General features: G+C 73.7%; 14 protein-coding genes. 7 read left to right on the top strand and 7 right to left on the bottom strand.

Translation table 11 applies throughout. The features are described 5' to 3' along the window. Position 1: 1 nt before the first annotated feature. Positions 2-640, bottom strand: coding sequence for a bifunctional 4-hydroxy-2-oxoglutarate aldolase/2-dehydro-3-deoxy-phosphogluconate aldolase (locus tag ACS04_RS16085; protein WP_048477302.1), 639 nt, complete (start codon positions 638-640; stop codon positions 2-4). A 130-nt stretch (positions 641-770) separates the two neighbouring features. Between ACS04_RS16085 and ACS04_RS16080 the strand changes: the two genes are divergently transcribed. The 3 genes from ACS04_RS16080 to ACS04_RS16070 all read left to right on the top strand — a co-directional run bounded on the left by ACS04_RS16080 (position 771) and on the right by ACS04_RS16070 (position 6,045). Next, a complete protein-coding gene (locus ACS04_RS16080; protein ID WP_053080796.1) occupies positions 771-1,568 on the top strand; it encodes an IclR family transcriptional regulator in 798 nt (265 codons plus the stop codon). Positions 1,569-1,709: 141 nt separating this feature from the next. Next, positions 1,710-3,491, top strand: coding sequence for a sigma-70 family RNA polymerase sigma factor (locus ACS04_RS16075; protein WP_048477301.1), 1,782 nt, complete (start codon positions 1,710-1,712; stop codon positions 3,489-3,491). Between the two features lie 106 nt (positions 3,492-3,597). Next, positions 3,598-6,045, top strand: a complete 2,448-nt coding sequence (locus ACS04_RS16070; RefSeq protein ID WP_078864827.1) for a DEAD/DEAH box helicase — start codon at positions 3,598-3,600, stop codon at positions 6,043-6,045. Positions 6,046-6,071: 26 nt separating this feature from the next. On the opposite strand, the gene gad is transcribed toward ACS04_RS16070, so the two are convergent. Next, positions 6,072-7,463, bottom strand: coding sequence for a glutamate decarboxylase (gad, locus tag ACS04_RS16065; protein WP_048477300.1), 1,392 nt, complete (start codon positions 7,461-7,463; stop codon positions 6,072-6,074). A gap of 213 nt (positions 7,464-7,676) precedes the next feature. Here gad and melC1 point away from each other — a divergent pair, with 213 nt between their 5' ends. After that, positions 7,677-8,081 (top strand): apotyrosinase chaperone MelC1, encoded by a 405-nt coding sequence (gene melC1 / locus ACS04_RS16060; RefSeq protein ID WP_048477299.1) that lies wholly within the window; start codon positions 7,677-7,679, stop codon positions 8,079-8,081. Next, positions 8,078-8,932 carry a tyrosinase MelC2 gene (gene melC2 / locus ACS04_RS16055; protein ID WP_048477298.1) on the top strand — a complete coding sequence of 285 codons (855 nt, stop codon included), beginning with the start codon at positions 8,078-8,080 and terminating at the stop codon, positions 8,930-8,932. The genes melC1 and melC2 overlap by 4 nt, the downstream gene beginning before the upstream one ends. Here the strand turns inward: melC2 and ACS04_RS16050 are convergent. Together ACS04_RS16050 and ACS04_RS16045 are read right to left on the bottom strand one after the other, a co-directional pair. Next, a complete protein-coding gene (locus ACS04_RS16050; protein ID WP_048477297.1) occupies positions 8,881-9,612 on the bottom strand; it encodes a response regulator in 732 nt (243 codons plus the stop codon). The genes melC2 and ACS04_RS16050 overlap by 52 nt on opposite strands. After that, positions 9,609-11,213, bottom strand: a complete 1,605-nt coding sequence (locus ACS04_RS16045) for a sensor histidine kinase (protein WP_048477296.1) — start codon at positions 11,211-11,213, stop codon at positions 9,609-9,611. Before ACS04_RS16045 ends, ACS04_RS16050 begins: the two co-directional genes overlap by 4 nt. A gap of 68 nt (positions 11,214-11,281) precedes the next feature. Between ACS04_RS16045 and ACS04_RS16040 the strand changes: the two genes are divergently transcribed. After that, positions 11,282-12,679 carry a cation:dicarboxylate symporter family transporter gene (locus ACS04_RS16040; protein WP_048477295.1) on the top strand — a complete coding sequence of 466 codons (1,398 nt, stop codon included), beginning with the start codon at positions 11,282-11,284 and terminating at the stop codon, positions 12,677-12,679. A gap of 289 nt (positions 12,680-12,968) precedes the next feature. After that, positions 12,969-14,744, top strand: a complete 1,776-nt coding sequence (locus ACS04_RS16035) for a S8 family peptidase (protein WP_048477294.1) — start codon at positions 12,969-12,971, stop codon at positions 14,742-14,744. A 71-nt stretch (positions 14,745-14,815) separates the two neighbouring features. Here the strand turns inward: ACS04_RS16035 and ACS04_RS16030 are convergent, their stop codons facing one another. The 3 genes from ACS04_RS16030 to ACS04_RS16020 all read right to left on the bottom strand — a co-directional run bounded on the left by ACS04_RS16030 (position 14,816) and on the right by ACS04_RS16020 (position 17,149). Beyond that, the gene (locus ACS04_RS16030; RefSeq protein ID WP_048477293.1) at positions 14,816-15,490 is read right to left on the bottom strand and encodes a (2Fe-2S)-binding protein; all 675 of its coding nucleotides are present in this window, start codon (positions 15,488-15,490) and stop codon (positions 14,816-14,818) included. A gap of 32 nt (positions 15,491-15,522) precedes the next feature. Then, on the bottom strand, positions 15,523-15,975 hold the full coding sequence (locus ACS04_RS16025; protein WP_048477292.1) for an SRPBCC family protein: 453 nt from the start codon (positions 15,973-15,975) through the stop codon (positions 15,523-15,525). Positions 15,976-16,069: 94 nt separating this feature from the next. Continuing rightward, entirely contained in the window at positions 16,070-17,149 is a 1,080-nt protein-coding gene (locus tag ACS04_RS16020; protein WP_048477291.1) for an SIS domain-containing protein, read from the bottom strand. Positions 17,150-17,175: the final 26 nt, after the last annotated feature.

Raw genomic sequence — 17,175 nt, 5'->3', positions numbered from 1 at the left:
CTCAGCGCCCCGAGGGGGCGCAGCCGGTGCAGCACGGCCGGGCCAGATCGGCGAACACGGCGGCCAGTTCGGCCGGATCGGCGGGGAGGCCGCCGCCGATGCCGACGGCGGCGGCCCCGGCGGAGAGCCACTCCAGGATCTCGGCGGGCCGGATGCCGCCGGTCGGCAGGAACAGCGCCCCGGGCAGCACCGCCTTGAGGGAGCGGATGAACTGCGGGCCGCCGACGTGGGCCGGGAACACCTTGGCAGCGCCCCCCGACCGGACGGCGGAGGCGATCTCGCCCGGGGTGAAGCCGCCCTCGATGAAGACCGCCCCGCGCCGGTCGGCGAGCGCGCGGACCCCGGGGGCCGGGTACGGGGAGACCAGGAAGGCCGCGCCCGCGTCGAGGGCGGTCTCGGCCTGGCCGGCCGTGGTGACGGTGCCGACGCCGATCAGGGCCGGCCGGCCGTGCGCGTCGGCGAGCGGCGCGGTCCGGGCGAGGGCCTGCGCCCACCCGGGGGTGGAAGTGGTCAGCTCGACCACGCGGCAGCCGGCGGCCAGCAGGCCGGCGGTCCGGCGGACGGCTCCGTCCGCGTCGGCTTCGCGCAGGACCGGCAGCAGCCGCTGGGCCGCTATCGCGTCGTACGGGTGGCAGGACAAAGGACCCCTCCCTCTCCATCGGTTCCACCGCGTCACATCCACCACTTGTTCCACGTAGTGGAACGCGGTACCGTGTAGTGGAACCACTGTCGCAGACCCTACCCCCACCCGCCCTGCCTCGGGAGAGCTCATGCCCGATGACGGGCCCACCGAGGCCGCACCCGAGAGCCCCGCGCGCGGCGGCCGGACCTCGGCCGCCGGCACGGCGCTGGAGAAGTCGATGCGGATCCTGGAGGCCGTCGCCGCGCCGGGCGGACCGCACCGGCTCACCGACGTGGTGGCGGCCGCCGCCGTGCCGAAGTCGAGCGCCTTCCGGATCCTCGCCTCGCTGACCGAGCAGGGCTTCGTACGCCCGCAGAGCGGATCGCGGTACGGGGCGGGCCCCCGGCTGCGCGCACTGTCCGCCCTGGTCAGCGGGGGCGAGCCGGCCAGCATCGGGCGGATCCTCGGCGTACTGCGCGAGACGGTGGGCCAGACGGTCCACCTGGCCCTGCACAGCGGGCAGTCGCTCACCTACATCCGGAAGCTGGAGGGCGACCAGCCGTTCCGGACGGCCTCCCGGGTCGGGATGCGGATGCCGCTGCACAGCACGGCGATCGGCAAGAGCATCTTGGCGCACCTGCCCGAGGAGGAGGTACGGGCGCTGATCGAGAGTGCGGGCCTGCCGCGCCGCACGCCGAAGACGCTGACCACACCCGGGGCGCTGCTGGCGGAGCTGGAGGCGGTCCGGGACCGCGGCTTCGCCGTGGACGACGAGGAGAACGAGCCGACGATCCGGTGCATCGGCGCCGCCGTCCTCGGCCCCGACGGCCACCCGATCGGCGGAGTCAGCGTCACCACCGTGACCTTCCTCGTCTCCCGGGAGGAGATCGAGGCGTACGCCCCGGCCCTGCTCGCGGCCACGGAGGCGCTCGCTCCGCTGCTGTGAAACAGTGGCGCGACACCGCCCCCACCGGCTTTCCGGGAAATCTCTTCGGGTCTTCGCCCGGATAACCGTTATCCGGGCCGCGCTCGACGGTCTCCCAGGTATCGGGCATCATCGACCGCCGGTACGGACAGGGAACCTCACATGACTGAACAGCACACGGCAGCGCTGGTGGCAGCGGCCCGCGCGGGCGATCCCCGCGCGCAGGACGAGCTGGTCGGCACCTATCTGCCGCTCGTCTACAACGTCGTCGGACGCGCCCTGAACGGCTCCGTCGACGTGGATGACGTGGTGCAGGACACGATGCTGCGGGCGCTGGACGGGCTGGGCACCCTGCGGTCGGACGACAGCTTCCGGTCCTGGCTGGTCGCGATCGCGATGAACCGGGTGCGGGCGCACTGGCAGGCGCGGCACAGCGCCCCCGGCGAGAGCGGGCTCGAAGCCGCCTGGGAACTGGCCGACCCGGGCGCCGACTTCGTCGACCTGACCGTCCTGCGGCTCCAGCTCGAAGGCCAGCAGCGGGAGACGGCCCGCGCCACCCGCTGGCTGGAGACAGACGACCGGGCGCTGCTGTCGCTGTGGTGGCTGGAGTGCGCCGGGGAGCTCACCCGTGCCGAGGTGGCCGCGGCCCTCGAACTGTCCCCGCAGCACACGGCGGTGCGGGTGCAGCGGATGAAGGCGCAGCTGGAGTCGGCCCGGGTGGTGGAGCGGGCGCTGGGCGCGCAGCCCCCGTGCGAGGGTCTGCGGGCGCTGACGGGCACCTGGGACGGGGCGCCGTCGACGCTGTGGCGCAAGCGAATAGCCCGGCACGCGCGCGAGTGTCTGCGGTGCGCGGGACTGTGGAACGGACTGCTTCCGGCGGAGGGGCTGCTGGCGGGCCTGGCCCTGGTCCCGGTCTCGATGGCGCTGCTGGCGGGCATACGGTCGGCCGCGGCAGCCGGCCCCGTCGCGGCGGGTGCGGGCTTCGCCCCGGCCGACGCGGCGTACGCGTACGACGGCGGCGCGGGCACGGCCTCCCCGGCGTACGGGTACGACGGCGCGGCCGGCACGGGCGGCGGCGGCGGCTTCGAGGGCGCCGGCTTCTCCGACACCGGCTTCTCCGGCACCGACTTCGCCGACACCGCGACGCAGCTCACCCCCACGGTCTCCGGGCAGGGCGGCATACCGGACGCCGGCCCGGGCGGGGGCCGCAGCGCCCTGCGCAAGCGCCGCAGGGGCCGCCGCCGGGCGATCGGCGGCGCGGTGCTCGCCGCGTGCGTGGCGGGCGGCGGCCTCGCCTACCTCGGCGGGTTCCCCGGCTCGGGCGACCAGGACACCGGCGCCGCGCCCGCCGCCCCGGTGTCGGCGCTGAAGGCGTCCGACTCCCCCCTCGCCTCCCCCTCGGAATCGGCCTCGCCCTCCGCTTCGGCCTCGCCCTCCCCGTCCCCCTCGGCCTCCGCCTCGCCCAGCCCGTCCGCAGCGAGCCCGACGCCGAGCGCCCAGCCGGCCACGTCCAAGGCGCCGGCCCCGCGCCCGTCGGCGCCCGCGCCGGGACCCGCCCCCTCGGGTGTCGCCGGCCAGGTCATCGCGCTGGTCAACTCCGAGCGCGCGGCGGCCGGCTGCGGCCCCCTCAAGGAGGACCCGCAGCTGCGGAACGCCGCCCAGGGCCACTCCGACGACATGGCGGCCCGGAACTTCTTCGACCACACCAACCCCGACGGCGCCGACCCGGGGAAGCGGACGACGGCCGCCGGATACCGCTGGTCGACGTACGGGGAGAACATCGCGCGCGGCCAGCAGACCGCGGCCTCGGTCATGGACTCCTGGATGAAGAGCCCGGGCCACCGCGCCAACATCCTCAACTGCTCCTTCAAGGACATAGGCGTCGGCATCCACTCGGGACCTGGCGGCCCCTGGTGGACGCAGAACTTCGGGGCCAAGATGTGATCCGCTCTGCCTCCGCGTCCAGGGCCCCGGATGCCTCATACCTCGTGCAGGATGGAGTCTGGGGCCGAAAGGGCTGATCAGGACGGAGCGGCGGACGGAGCGTGGCATGGCGAGGAAAGAGCTCCGTCCGCACCAGCGGGAGGCCGTCGACGCCGTGCTGCGGGCCCTCGAACTGCCCGCCGGCGGCCGGGTGCCCGGGACCGGACTGCGGACCCAGGTGATCATGGCCACCGGCTCCGGCAAGTCCCTGGTCGCCGTCCGCTCCGCCGAGGAACTGCGGGCCGGGCGGGTCCTGGTCCTCGTACCCTCGCTGGACCTGCTCGTACAGACGGCGGCGGCCTGGCGCGAGGGCGGCCGGACCGGAGCCGCCCTCGCGGTGTGCTCCCTGCGCCCCGCCGACGCCGGCATGCCGACCACGACCGACCCCGCCGAACTGGCCCGCCTGGCCGGCCCGTCGGGGCAGCGGGTGACGGTGTACGCCACGTACGCCTCCCTGGGGCTCGGCACGATCGAGCAGGCCCACCTCGCCGGGCTGCCGGGCTGGGACCTGATCGTGGTCGACGAGGCGCACCGGACCTCCGGGCGGACCGGGAAGCCCTGGGCCGTGGTGCACGACAACACCCGGATCCCCTCCATCCGGCGGCTGTACATGACGGCCACGCCCCGGATCTGGCAGGACGGCACGGAGGAGGAGGGCGAGGAGGGCGGCCCCGGGCGGGGCGGGCTCGTCGCGTCGATGGAGGACGACCCCGCCGGCCCCTTCGGCGCGCGCTGCCACACCCTGACCCTCGCGGAGGCCATCGACCGCGGCATCTGCGCCCCGTACCGGGTGGTGTGCGTGGACGTCAGCGATCCGGGGTTCCAGGCCGCCGTGCTCCTGGGCGCCGACGCGCGCTCCGACTCCGTGCGCGGTCCGCGGCTGGCGGCCCTCCAGGCGGCGCTGGTGAAGGCTGCCGCGGACCAGGGGTTCCGGCGGACCCTCGTCTTCCACCATCTGACGCGGGAGGCCGAGGCCTTCGCGGCCGGGCTGCCGGCGGTCGCGGGGCGGCTGCGGGCCGCCGGCGGGGCGGCGGGGCCGGCGTACCCCCGTACGGTCTGGGCGGACTGGCTGTGCGGGCAGCACACGGCGGTGCACCGGCGGCGGGTGCTGGAGCGGTTCGCGGCGGAGGACGGTGCCGACAAGGCCTTCCTCGGCAGTGTGCGGGTCCTGGGCGAGGGCGTGGACACCAAGGAGTGCGATTCCGTTTTCTGGGCCGATGTCCGGGGGTCCATGCCGGACCTGGTCCAGGCCGTCGGGCGGGCGCTGCGCATCCGCCCCGGCGAGGGGAAGGTCGCCTCGCTGGTGGTCCCCGTACTGCTGGGGCCGGGTGAGACGGCCGAGTCGATGCTGACCTCGCGCGCGTACGGTGACCTGGCCCGGCTGCTGGAGGCGCTGCGGGCGCACGACACCCGGCTGGTCGAATCGCTGGCCCAGCCTCAGGCGCCGAGCCGGGCGTGGGCCGGGGGCGAGGCCGTGGCCGGGACGGGGGTGCGCAGCGGGGCGCGGTCCCTGCTGAGCTTCTCCACCCCGCGCGACCCGGCCCTGCTGGCGGCGTTCATCCGGCTGCGGGTGCTGCATCCGGAGCACGAGAACTGGCGGCGCGGAGTGGAGGCGGCCCGGATCTACGCGGCCCGGGCGGGGGACCTGCGGGTGCCGTTCGCGTTCAAGGTGCCGGCCGGGAAGGCCCGGACCGGTACGGAGCCCGCCGCCGGGGCCTGGCCCCCCGGACTCGAGCGGTTCCCGCTCGGCCAGTGGATCGCGGACGTACGGCGCACCCACCGCCGGGGCGCCCTCGGCCGTGAGCGGGTCGCTCAGCTCGACGAGCTCGGGATGGTGTGGAGCCACTTCGACGTGGCGTACGAGGAGGGGCTCGCGGCGGCCCGCGGCTGGGCGGCGGAACACGGCCACCTGCTGCCGCCGGCGGAGGCCACCTGGCGCGGCGCGCCGGTCGGGGTGTGGGTCAAGAACCAGCGGGCCGCCGCCCGCCGCGAGGGCCCCGGCGCCCTGCCGGAGGAGCGCAGGGAGGCCTTGGAGGCCATCGACGCGTCCTGGTGCCCGGCCTGGGAGATCTCCTGGCAGCGCGCCTTCCACCTGACCCGCGTCCACCTCGACGCGGGCGGCGGTCTGCCGCTCGCCCCCGGCGAGGTGGTCGTCCAGGGTGAGGACCTGGGCCGGTGGGTGCGTACGCAGCGGCTGGCGTGGGAGCGGCTGACCTGGGCGCAGCGCTGGCTGCTGGAGCACACGCTGGGGGTGACCGGGGCGAGCGAGGCCGAGCGGCCGCGCCCCCGGCGCACGCAGGCCGAGAAGTGGGCGGAACACCTGGCCGCGGCCCGCCAGTTCCACAGCCGCGAGCAGCACCTGCGCGTCCCGCGCACGCATGTGGAGCGGGTCGGCGGCCGGGAGGTGCGCCTCGGTGCCTGGATCGCCAACCAGCGCTCCCGCTCCTCGGCCCTCGCCCCGGACCGCATCGCCGCCCTGGACGCCCTCGGCATGCGCTGGTCGGCGCACGCCTGAGGCCGGTCCCCCCGAGCGGACACCCTCTAGTGGTGGAACCCCGAGCGGGGTTCGGTCGCCCGGGGCGGCGGGGGCGCCGCCGTGAGGTGTTCCACGGCGTTGCGCAGGTCCGTGACCAGGAGGGCGATCTGGTCGCGGGTGACCCCGTGCCGGATCAGCACGCGCTGGATGACGGTGTCGTCGCGGTCGGCCGGCAGCGGGTACGAGGGCACCTGCCAGCCGCGCATCCGCAGCCGGTCGGAGAGGTCGTACAGGCTGAACCCGGCGGCGGCCTGGTCGGTGAGCCGGTAGGAGACGGCGGGGAGGCCGCCGAGGCCGTCGTAGAGCAGGGTGAAGGGGCCCATGGCGGCGACCTCCCCCGCCAGGTACTGGGCGGTGGCGACGCAGGCCTCGTGGACCCGCCGGTAGCCGCCCCGGCCCAGCCGCAGGAACAGGTAGTACTGGGCGATGACCTCGCCGCCGGGGCGGGAGAAGTTGAGCGCGAAGGTCGGCATGTCGCCGCCGAGGTAGGACACGTCGAAGACGAGCTCCTTGGGCAGCAGGTCGGCGGTGCGCCACACGATCCAGCCGACGCCGAGGGGCGCGAGCCCGTACTTGTGCCCGGAGGCGTTGACGGAGGCCACGCGCGGCAGCCGGAAGTCCCACACCACGTCGGGGTGGAGGAAGGGTGCGACGAAGCCGCCGCTGGCCCCGTCCACGTGGATCGGGATGTCCCAGCCGTGCTCGGCCTGGATCCGGTCGAGTTCGGCGGCGATCTCGGCGACGGGCTCGTAGTCGCAGGTGTAGGTGACCCCGAGGATGGCGACCACGCCGATGGTGTTCTCGTCGACGTACTGGGCGAGCTGGTGGGGCCGCAGACCGGTGGCGTCGGCCTCGACCGGGACCTGGCGCAGTTCGACGTCGAAGTAGCGGGCGAACTTCTCCCAGCAGACCTGGACCGGTCCGCACACCAGGTTGGGCCGGTCTGCGGGCAGGCCCTGGGCCTGGCGGCGGGCGCGCCAGCGGAATTTGAGGGCGAGGCCGCCGAGCATGGCGGCCTCGCTGGAGCCGGTGGTGGAGCAGCCGGTGGCCGCGCCGCCCGCCGGCGCGTTCCAGAGTTCGGCCAGGATGTTGACGCAGCGGGCCTCGATCTCCGCGGTCTGCGGGTACTCGTCCTTGTCGATCATGTTCTTGTCGAGGCACTGGTTCATCAGGCGGTGCACGCCGTCGTCGGACCAGGTGGTGCAGAAGGTGGCCAGGTTCTGGGCCGCGTTGCCGTCGAGGAGGAGCTCGTTGCTGAGCAGCTCGTAGACCACTTCGGTGGGCGCGTGCTCGTCGGGCATCCGGTACTTGGGGAGGACCTCGCCGCTGAGCGCGGTCGTGAACACGTCCTCGTCCGCGTCGCCGGCGCCTACGTCTTTCGTCTCGTGAAGAGCCATATTCGGACTATAAGTGACTGATCGTTACGAGAAGGGGACCGCGCGCGACCGGATAAATTACTGTCGAGTAGACTTTCGCTCGAAGATCTTCCCGTCCGAGCCGCCGGAGCCGGTGCGGACGGGAAGATCAACCAATTGGTTCTATGGGCAACTTATCCGCCGATGTCCGGATATCGGTCAACGGCTCGCGCCACCCTGATAGTTCTTCGGCCCATGAACAAGATCACCCGCCGGCAGGCCTTGGGCACCGCAGCCGGCGCACTCTCAGCCCTCGGCACAGCGGGCGCCACCGCGCACGCGGCCGCCGCCGACTCCCGCGCCTCCATACCCGCCGGCACGGTCGACGAGGTGTACCAGGGCCGCCGCATACGGATCACCCCGGCCGAGAGCGGGGGCGGACACCACGGCGGCCACCACGGGGGCGGCCACGACGGCCTGCCCACCGTCCGGATAGACGGCCGCGAACTGCACGTCATGCGCAACGCCGACGGCACCTGGATCAGCGTGGTCAACCACTACGAGACGTATGCCGATCCGGCCTCGCTGGCCCGCGCCGCGGTGCGTGAACTCCAGGGCGCCGTCCTCGCCCCCTTCGCGCCCATGGGAGGCACGGCATGACCGTCCGCAAGAACCAGGCCGCCCTCACCCCCGAGGAGAAGCGCGCCTTCACGAACGCGCTGCTGGAACTGAAGCGGACCGGTGTCTACGACCGGTTCGTCACCACGCACAACGGGTTCATCATGAGCGACACCGACTCGGGCGACCGGGTGGGCCACCGCTCCCCCTCCTTCCTCCCCTGGCACCGCCGCTTCCTCCTGGAGTTCGAGGCCGCGCTGCAGAAAGTGGACCCGAAGGTGGCGCTCCCCTACTGGGACTGGACCGCGGACCGCACCTCCCGCTCCTCCCTCTGGGCCCCCGACTTCCTCGGCGGCACCGGCCGGGCCCGCGACGGACAGGTCACCGACGGGCCCTTCGCCTACGCGGGCGGCAAGTGGGAGGTGAACGTACGGGTGGACGGGCGCGCCTACCTGCGTCGCGCGCTCGGCTCGGGCGTGGCCGAACTGCCGACCAAGGCCGAGGTGGAGTCCGTCCTCTCCATGCCGGTGTACGACATGGCTCCGTGGAACAGCTCCTCGAACGGCTTCCGCAACCACCTGGAGGGCTGGCGCGGCGCCAACCTGCACAACCGGGTGCACGTCTGGGTCGGCGGCCAGATGGGCACCGGGGTCTCCCCCAACGACCCGGTGTTCTGGATGCACCACGCCTACGTCGACAAGCTGTGGGCCGAGTGGCAGGCCCGCCACCCGAAGTCCACGTACCTGCCGGCCGCGGGCACCGCGAACGTGATCGACCTGAACGACACGATGCGGCCGTGGAACGACGTGACCCCGGCCGACCTGCTGGACCACCGGAAGTTCTACACCTTCGACACGGAACCGGTCCCGGCCGCCGCGGCAAGCCAGCGGTAGTGCAGTTCCGGGCGGCCGACCTGCCCGTAGCGGGGGGTCCGGTCCGCCCGGCCGGTGTCCACCAGGTGCTCCAGGTAGCGGCGGGCCGTGATCCGGGAGATCCCGGCCGCCTCGGCCGCCCCCGCGGCGGTCAACCCCGCGGTCGCCGCCCGCAGCAGCGCGCCGACCCGCTCCAGGGTCGGCGCGCTCAGTCCTTTCGGCAGCTCGGCGGGGCTCGGGGCGCGCAGGGCGGCGAGCGCCCGGTCCACGTCGTCCTGGCCGGCGGCCTCACCCGCCGTCGCCCGGAACTCCGCGTACCGCAGCAGCCGTTCGCGCAGGGTCGGGAAGGCGAACGGTTTGAGGACGTACTGGACCACCCCGAGCGAGACGCTCTCGCGCACCACGGCCAGGTCGCGCGCCGAGGTCACGACGATCACGTCCACCGGGTGCCCGGAGGCCCGCAGCCGGCGGGCGAAGCGCAGCCCGTGCCCGTCGGGCAGGGTGAGGTCGAGCAGCAGCAGGTCGACCGGGGTCCGTTCCAGGACGCGGGTGGCCTCGGCCAGCGAATGGACGGCGCCGACGGCGGTGAAGCCGGGCACCCGGCCGACGTAGAGGGCGTGCGCGTCGGCGGCGACGGGATCGTCCTCGACCACCAGCACCCGTACCGCGGGCCCCGCGGGCGCCCCGTGCGCGTCGCTCATGGCGTCGGCTCCCTTCGCATGGGCAGTCGTACGGTGAACTCGGCTCCCCCGCCCGGTCCTTCGGTGGCCTCCGCGCTCCCGCCGTGGCGGTGGGCCACCTGCCGGACCAGGGCGAGGCCGAGGCCGCGCCCTTCTCCCTTGCCCGACCAGCCGCGCAGGAACACGTCGGCGGCGGCGCCCGCGGGCAGCCCGGGGCCGTTGTCGGCGACCCGGAGCAGCAGTGCGTCCTTGTCGGGCCGGACGGTGACGGCTATCCGGGCCCCGGGGACGCCGGTCAGGGCGTCGACGGCGTTGTCGAGGAGGTTGCCGAGCACGGTGACGAGGTCCCGGGCCGGGAGGTTCCCGGTGCCGGCCCTGACGGCGCGGCTGTCGGGGGTGACGACCAGTTCGACCCCGCGTTCGTGCGCCTGGGCGGCCTTGCCGAGCAGCAGTGCCACGAGGACGGGCTCCCCGACTCCGGTGACCACCTCGTCGGTCAGGGCCTGGGCCAGTTGGAGTTCGGCGGTGGCGAACTCCACCGCCTCGTCCGCGCGGCCGAGTTCGATGAGGGAGACCACGGTGTGCAGCCGGTTGGCGGCCTCGTGGGCCTGGGAGCGCAGCGCCTCGGTGAACCCGCGCTCCTGGTCCAGTTCGCCGGTGAGCGACTGGAGTTCGGTGTGGTCGCGGAGGGTGACCACGGTGCCGCGGCGGCCGCCGCCCGCGACGGGCGAGCTGTTGAGGACGAGCACCCGGTCCGCGGTCAGGTGCACCTCGTCCACGCGGGGCCGGTCGGCGAGCAGGGCGCCGGTGAGCGGGGCGGGCAGTCCGAGGTCGGCGGCGCCGGTGCCCCGGACGTCCCCGCGCAGGCCGAGCAGCTCCCGTCCGGCGTCGTTGATGAGGGTGATGCGGCGCTGGCCGTCGAGCATGAGCAGGCCCTCGCGGACCCCGTGCAGGGCCGCCTGGTGGTAGTCGTACATCCGGCTGAGCTCCGCCGCGTTCATGCCGTGGGTGTGCCGGCGCAGCCGGGCGTTGACCACGTACGTACCGGCTCCGCCGAGGGCGAGCGCACCGGCCGCGACCCAGGCGAGGACGGTGAGCTGCTCGGCGAGGCGGGCGCTGATCGCCCGGACGGTGATGCCGGCGCTGACCATGCCGGTGACCCGGCCGTCGTCCATGAGCGGGGTGACCACGCGGATGGAGGGCCCGAGGGTGCCGGTGTAGGTCTCGCTGAAGGTCTCCCCGAGCAGGGCGGGGGCGGTGTTCCCGAGGAACGGCTCGCCGATGCGTCGGGGGTCGGGGTGGGTCCAGCGCCGCCCGTCGGGAGCCATGATCGTCACGAAGTCCACCCCGGAGTCCACGCGGACCCGCTCGGCGTACGGCTGGAGCGCGGCCGAGGGGTCCCGGCCGGCCGCGGCCCCGCGTACGGCCTCGCGTACGGACGGGGAGTCGGCGACGGCGCGCGCCACGGCCCCCGCCTGGCGCCGGGCGGCCTCCTCGGCCTGCCCGCGGGCGGTGGCGTACGCGAAGACCGCGCAGCCCGCCACGACCACGGCGACCAGCAGCACCTGCATGGCGAAGAGCTGGCCGGCGAGGCTGCGCGGCGGTCGGGGGAAACGGAACATAACGCTCAGTGTGCACCGGGCCGTGAACTCAATGAACGCAAGGGTGACCGGGGTCACAGGCTCGGGCGATGGTCCTCCCGGGACGTATTCACCACCAGGAGGACGCCGTGGCCGGCAGACGCGACAAGACCCATTACCTGTACATCGCGGTGATCGCCGCGGTGCTCCTCGGCATCGCCGTGGGATTCGCCGCGCCCGGCACGGCCGTCGAGCTCAAGCCGCTGGGCACCGGCTTCGTGAACCTCATCAAGATGATGATCTCGCCCGTGATCTTCTGCACGATCGTGCTGGGCATCGGATCGGTCCGCAAGGCCGCGAAGGTCGGCGCCGTGGGCGGCCTCGCCCTCGGCTACTTCATGATCATGTCCACGGTGGCCCTGGCCATCGGGCTCCTCGTCGGGAACCTGCTGGAGCCGGGGAGCGGACTGCACCTGACCGAGGCCGTCAAGCACGCGGGTGAGGCGCAGGCCAAGGCGGGCGGGGCGCAGAGCACGCCCGAGTTCCTGCTCGGGATCATCCCGACCACCCTGGTCTCCGCCTTCACCGGCGGGCAGGTGCTCCAGACCCTGCTCGTGGCGCTGCTGTGCGGGTTCGCGCTCCAGGCGATGGGCACGGCGGGCGAGCCGCTGCTGCGCGGGATCGGACACGTGCAGAAGCTGGTCTTCCGCGTACTGGCGATGATCATGTGGGCGGCGCCGGTGGGCGCGTTCGGCGCGATGGCGGCGGTGGTCGGCGCGACCGGCATCGACGCCCTGAAGTCACTGGCCGTCATCATGATCGGCTTCTACACCACCTGCCTGCTGTTCGTGTTCGTGGTGCTCGGCACCCTGCTGCGGGTGTGCACCGGGCTCAACGTGTTCTCGCTGCTGCGCTACCTGGGCCGCGAGTTCCTGCTGATCCTCTCGACCTCCTCCTCGGAGTCGGCGCTGCCCCGGCTCATCGCGAAGATGGAGCACCTGGGCGTCTCGAAGCCGGTGGTCGGCATCACGGTGCCGACGGGCTACTCCTTCAACCTGGACGGGACCGCGATCTACCTGACGATGTCCTCGCTGTTCATCGCGGAGGCCATGGGCAAGCCGCTGGCCATCGGCGAGCAGATCTCGCTGCTGCTGTTCATGATCATCGCCTCGAAGGGCGCGGCGGGCGTGACCGGCGCCGGGCTCGCGACGCTGGCCGGCGGACTCCAGTCGCACCGGCCGGAACTCGTCGACGGCGTCGGGCTGATCGTGGGCATCGACCGGTTCATGAGCGAGGCCCGGGCGCTGACGAACTTCGCGGGCAACGCGGTGGCGACGGTGCTCATCGGCAGCTGGACCAAGGAGTTCGACCGCGAGCGGGCCACCGAAGTCCTCGCGGGACGGCTGGAGTTCGACGAGACCACGCTGGTCGACGACAGCCACGGCGCGGAGCTCCCCACCGTGCCCGCGCCGTCGCCGGCCGGCGCCAAGGACGGCGTACCGGTCTGAGCGGAGCGCCCGTCACGGGCCGGCCGGGCCGGGCTCGCCCCCACGGTGCCCGGGCCGGCCGGCCCTCACACCGCCTTCACGCGGCCCCCACACGGTCCCGTGGTCTGTTTTCGGCCACGGGGCCGTTAAGTGTCGTGCGGTAAAAGGTACTTCCATAGCGGGGCACGCGTCTGACATCTTGCGTCCACCACTCGTTTCGTACGGCCCGGTAGGTGTCATGAGCACCTCCGGGCCGTCTTCGGAGGACGCATTGATACCCCACATATCCAGCCGACCCCGACGTACCCTCGTGCTCGCCGCCACGCTCGGCGCCGCACTCGCCTTCGGGGCCCCCGCCGCGCTCGCCGGCACCGCCCCCGTCTCCCCTTCCGGCAAGGTCATCCCGGCCGCGCCCGCCAAGATTGCGGGCAAGGCCGCCGCGGCGCCGACCTCCCAGAGTGCGACCTGGGCCGCCGGCACCCGCGCCTACCTCGTGATCACCGCCCCCGGTGACAGCTCGGCGGTGCGTGCCGCCGTCGCCGCCAACGGCGGCACCGTCTTCTCCAACTTCGACTCCATCGGCGTGATCGTCGCCCACTCCGCCTCGGCCGGCTTCGCCGCGACGATGCGCGGGGTCAGCGGGGTCCAGCAGGTCGGGGCCACCCGTACCTCGGACGTCCCGGCCGACGCCTACAACCCGGCGCTGCCCGCCAACCCGGCCCAGTCGACGACCCCGGCCGGCGAGCCCGTCCGCGCCGACATGAGCCAGATCAAGGCGGACCAGGCCTGGGCCGTCACCACCGGTTCGCCCTCCGTGAAGGTCGGCATCCTGGACACCGGTGTGGACGACCAGCACCAGGACCTGGCGCCGAACTTCAACGCGGCCGACTCCGTCTCGTGCGCGTACGGCAAGCCGGACACCCGGGCCGGCGCCTGGCGGGACGTCGACAGCCACGGCACGCACGTCGCGGGCACCATCGCGGCCGCCAAGAACGGCAAGGGCGTCGTCGGCGTGGCCCCGGGCGTGAAGATCTCCGCGGTCCGCGTCGCCGAGCCGGGCAACTCGTTCTTCTTCGCCGAGAACACGATCTGCGGCTTCGTCTGGGCCGGTGACCACGGCTTCAAGGTCACCAACAACAGCTACTACACGGACCCGTGGCAGTTCAACTGCCCGGACAACATCGACCAGGCCGCCATCATCGAGGGCGTCAAGCGCGCCCAGGAGTACGCCGAGGGCAAGGGCTCCCTCCAGATCGCCGCGGCGGGCAACGAGGACTACGACCTCGCCCACAAGACGACCGACTCCGCGAGCCCGAACGACTCGACGCCGGTCACGCGCACCATCACCAACGCCTGCCTCGACATCCCGACCGAGCTCCCCGGCGTGGTCACGGTCGCGGCGAACGGCTCCGGCACCTCGAAGGCCTCCTTCTCCAACTTCGGATCCGGCGTCATCGACGTCGCCGCCCCGGGCAGCGACGTCTACTCCACCATTCCGGGCGGCAAGTACGGCACCAAGAGCGGTACGTCGATGGCCACCCCGCACGTGGTCGGCGTCGCGGCCCTGCTCGCCAGCACCAACCCCGGCATCACCCCGGCGCAGCTGCGCGACAAGCTGGCCACCCAGGCCAACGACATCGCCTGCCCCTCGGACAGCCGGTGCACCGGCACCGCGGCCAACAACTCGTTCTTCGGCGAGGGCCAGGTCGACGCGCTGAAGGCGGTGGGCTCCTCCCCGCCGCCCGGGAAGTACTTCGAGAACCTCGCCGACTTCGCGATCAACGACAACGCGACCGTGGAGAGCCCGATCACCGTCAGCGGGGTGAGCGGCAACGCTCCGGCCACCCTGAAGGTGGGCGTGGACATCAAGCACACCTACATCGGTGACCTCAGGGTCGACCTGGTGGCCCCCGACGGCACCGTCTACAACCTGACCAACCGGTCCGGCGGCAGCACCGACAACATCGTCCAGACCTTCACGGTCAACGCCTCCTCCGAGGTGGCGAACGGCCTGTGGAAGCTGCGCGTGAACGACAACGCCAGCGCGGACACCGGCAAGATCGACGCCTGGAACCTCACGTTCTGAGCTTCGACGACCTGAAGCACCGACCCGGACGGGCCGCCGGGGAGCCGACCGCTCCCCGGCGGCCCGTCCGGCTATCGCGTGCGCAGCACGCAGTCCCCGCAGAGGCCGCCGCCCGGGACCCGGTAGTAGAGGCAGCAGCTGCGGCGTACGAAGGCCACCCCGAGCCCCTCCTCGTGGACGAAGGCACCGGCGTCACCCAGCGGTCCCTCCTCGGCCAGCAGTTCCGCGGCCAGGGACACCGCCGGGCCGCCCGGGACCCGGTCGAGCAGCACCCGCAGCGCGCCGACCAGACCCGACGCGGCGTTGCCGCGCAACACCTTGGGCGAGACCCCGTACCGCTGCCGCAGCCGCACGTCCAGGCCCGCGAGGTTGCCGAGCACCGTCTCCCCGAGCGCCCCGGCCGGCAGGTCCCCGCGGCCGGGCTCGGGCAGCCACAGCTCCAGCGACCCCGCCCCGGGCAGCCGCCACCACACGCGGTCGGCGCCCAGGTCCGGCACCCGGCCGCCCAGCGCGGCGCAGCCGAGCCCGACCGACCACAGCCGGGCGGCGATCCCGAGCTGGGCGGTCGAGGCCGCGACGCGCCCCGGCCCGCTGCCGATCCGGCGCCCGACCTCGGCCACGTAGGGCTCCAGCGCCGGTCCGTACAGCTCGCTGAGCGGCCGGAACCCCTCCCCCGGCGGTTCCGTCCCGTACGGGACGGTGAAGAAGGGCCCGACGGCGGCGAGCCGGCTCAGTACCAAGTCCATGTGCGGATGATCTCAGGCGGTCCGGGGCGGTCTCAGGCGGCGGCGGACTCGCGGATCACGGCGAGGGTGCGGGCGGCCGTCTCCGCCATGGACGCACGCATCGCCGCGAGCCGGGACGGGGCGAACTCGCGCTCGAACGCGCCGCTGAACGTCAGGGTGAGGGCGCCGGTCGGGTCCTCGTCGATGACGTTGTCGATCGTCCAGACCGCCTTCTCGTCCTCGCGGCGGAAGCTGACGCGGTGGCCGATGTCGAAGACCACCGTCTCCCGGAAGCGGTCGCCGTCGCGGGCTATCTCGCGGACCAGGCCCTGCGGGTTCTCCGACAGGACCGTGCACTCGGTGATCGCCGGTACGTAGGGGCGCGGGTCGGTGGCCTTGGCCACCAGACCCGTCCAGAGTTCGTCCCGGCTGAGCTGGACCCGGTCCTCGGCCACGGGATCGTTCACGGGCAGGGTGTACTCGATGCGGGTGACGGTCTCGGTCATGCCGGGCTCCCCTGGTTTCGATCTCGTGACGGGGCAACCAGCCTGGCAGACCCGGCATTCCCCGCAGCACCCCTGACTTCCGACCATGGCGGAATCAGGGGCTCGGGGCCCTTGCGGCGTCGCCCGCCGGGGCGTAGGCGGCCACCTGGAAGCGGGCCGTGTCGAGGCCGCCCAGCTTGGTGTCGTCGTGGGCGAAGACGAACGACTCGATCGGTACGCCGCGCTCGGCGGCGAGCTGGGCGGCCAGTTCCTGGAGCACCACCGCCTCCAGCACCGCCCGGACGGCGTCCGGGACCTCGGGGAGGCGGATCACGAACAGGCTGTCCGAGGGCCGGGCCGGGGCCGTGGTCACCAGCAGCGTGAGGTGCCCGGCGGCGGCAAGCGAGCGGGCCAGTTCGATCTCCCGGCCGGCGCCGAGGACGAGGTGCAGGGTGTTGCCCGCGGACTCCATCTCCCCGTGCAGGTAGTTGCGGGTGGCGCAGGCGGCCGCGGCCATCCGGGCCACCTCGCGCAGCAGCAGCGCGCCCTCCTCGGCCGAGGCCCGCGAGGCCCCGGCCGCCACCGCGTCGGAGGCGGCGCAGCGGGCACCGCGTTCGCGCAGGCCCGTGACCACCTCGGCGGCCTGCCGGTGGACCGCGGCCGTCCGCTCGGCGATGTCGGCCCACGGGTCCCGGTCACGGCCCGCGAGGGCCCCGGCGATCAGGTCGAGGGCGACGACGGCCCCGGTGTAGCCGACGGTCGAGGCGTGCGAGTCGGGCTCGTCGCCGAGGTCGACGGTCAGGTCGGCGAGCTCGCCGAGCGGCGAGGCGACGACGCCCAGCAGCGCGGTCCTGGTGATGCCGGGTGCCGCGCTGCGTAAGGCGGCGACGGTCTCGCGGCTGCGGCCGCCCTGGGAGACGGCGATCAGGCAGTCGGTGTCGAAGCCGGCGGTGCCGGTATCGATCTCGCTGGACAGCACGCGCTGGGTGACGACCCCGGCCGTGCGCAGCTGGTGCACGGGGACCGCGAGGGCGGCGTAGGAGGCGCCGATGCCGGTGAACAGGGGGCGCCGGGCGGTGCGCAGGGCCGCGCAGTCCGGGGAGGCGAGCCGGGTGCGGACGCGGTCGGCGATCCGGGCGAGTGCGGCGCCCTGGCCGGCCTGGCCCTGGAGGAAGGTGGTGCGGGATGCGGACATGCCGGGGTCTGTCGCCTTTCCTCGAA

The sequence above is a fragment of the Streptomyces roseus genome (assembly GCF_001044425.1).
Taxonomy (GTDB): Bacteria; Actinomycetota; Actinomycetes; order Streptomycetales; family Streptomycetaceae; genus Streptomyces; species Streptomyces roseus.
This window is presented reverse-complemented; position numbering and strand designations above follow the sequence as displayed.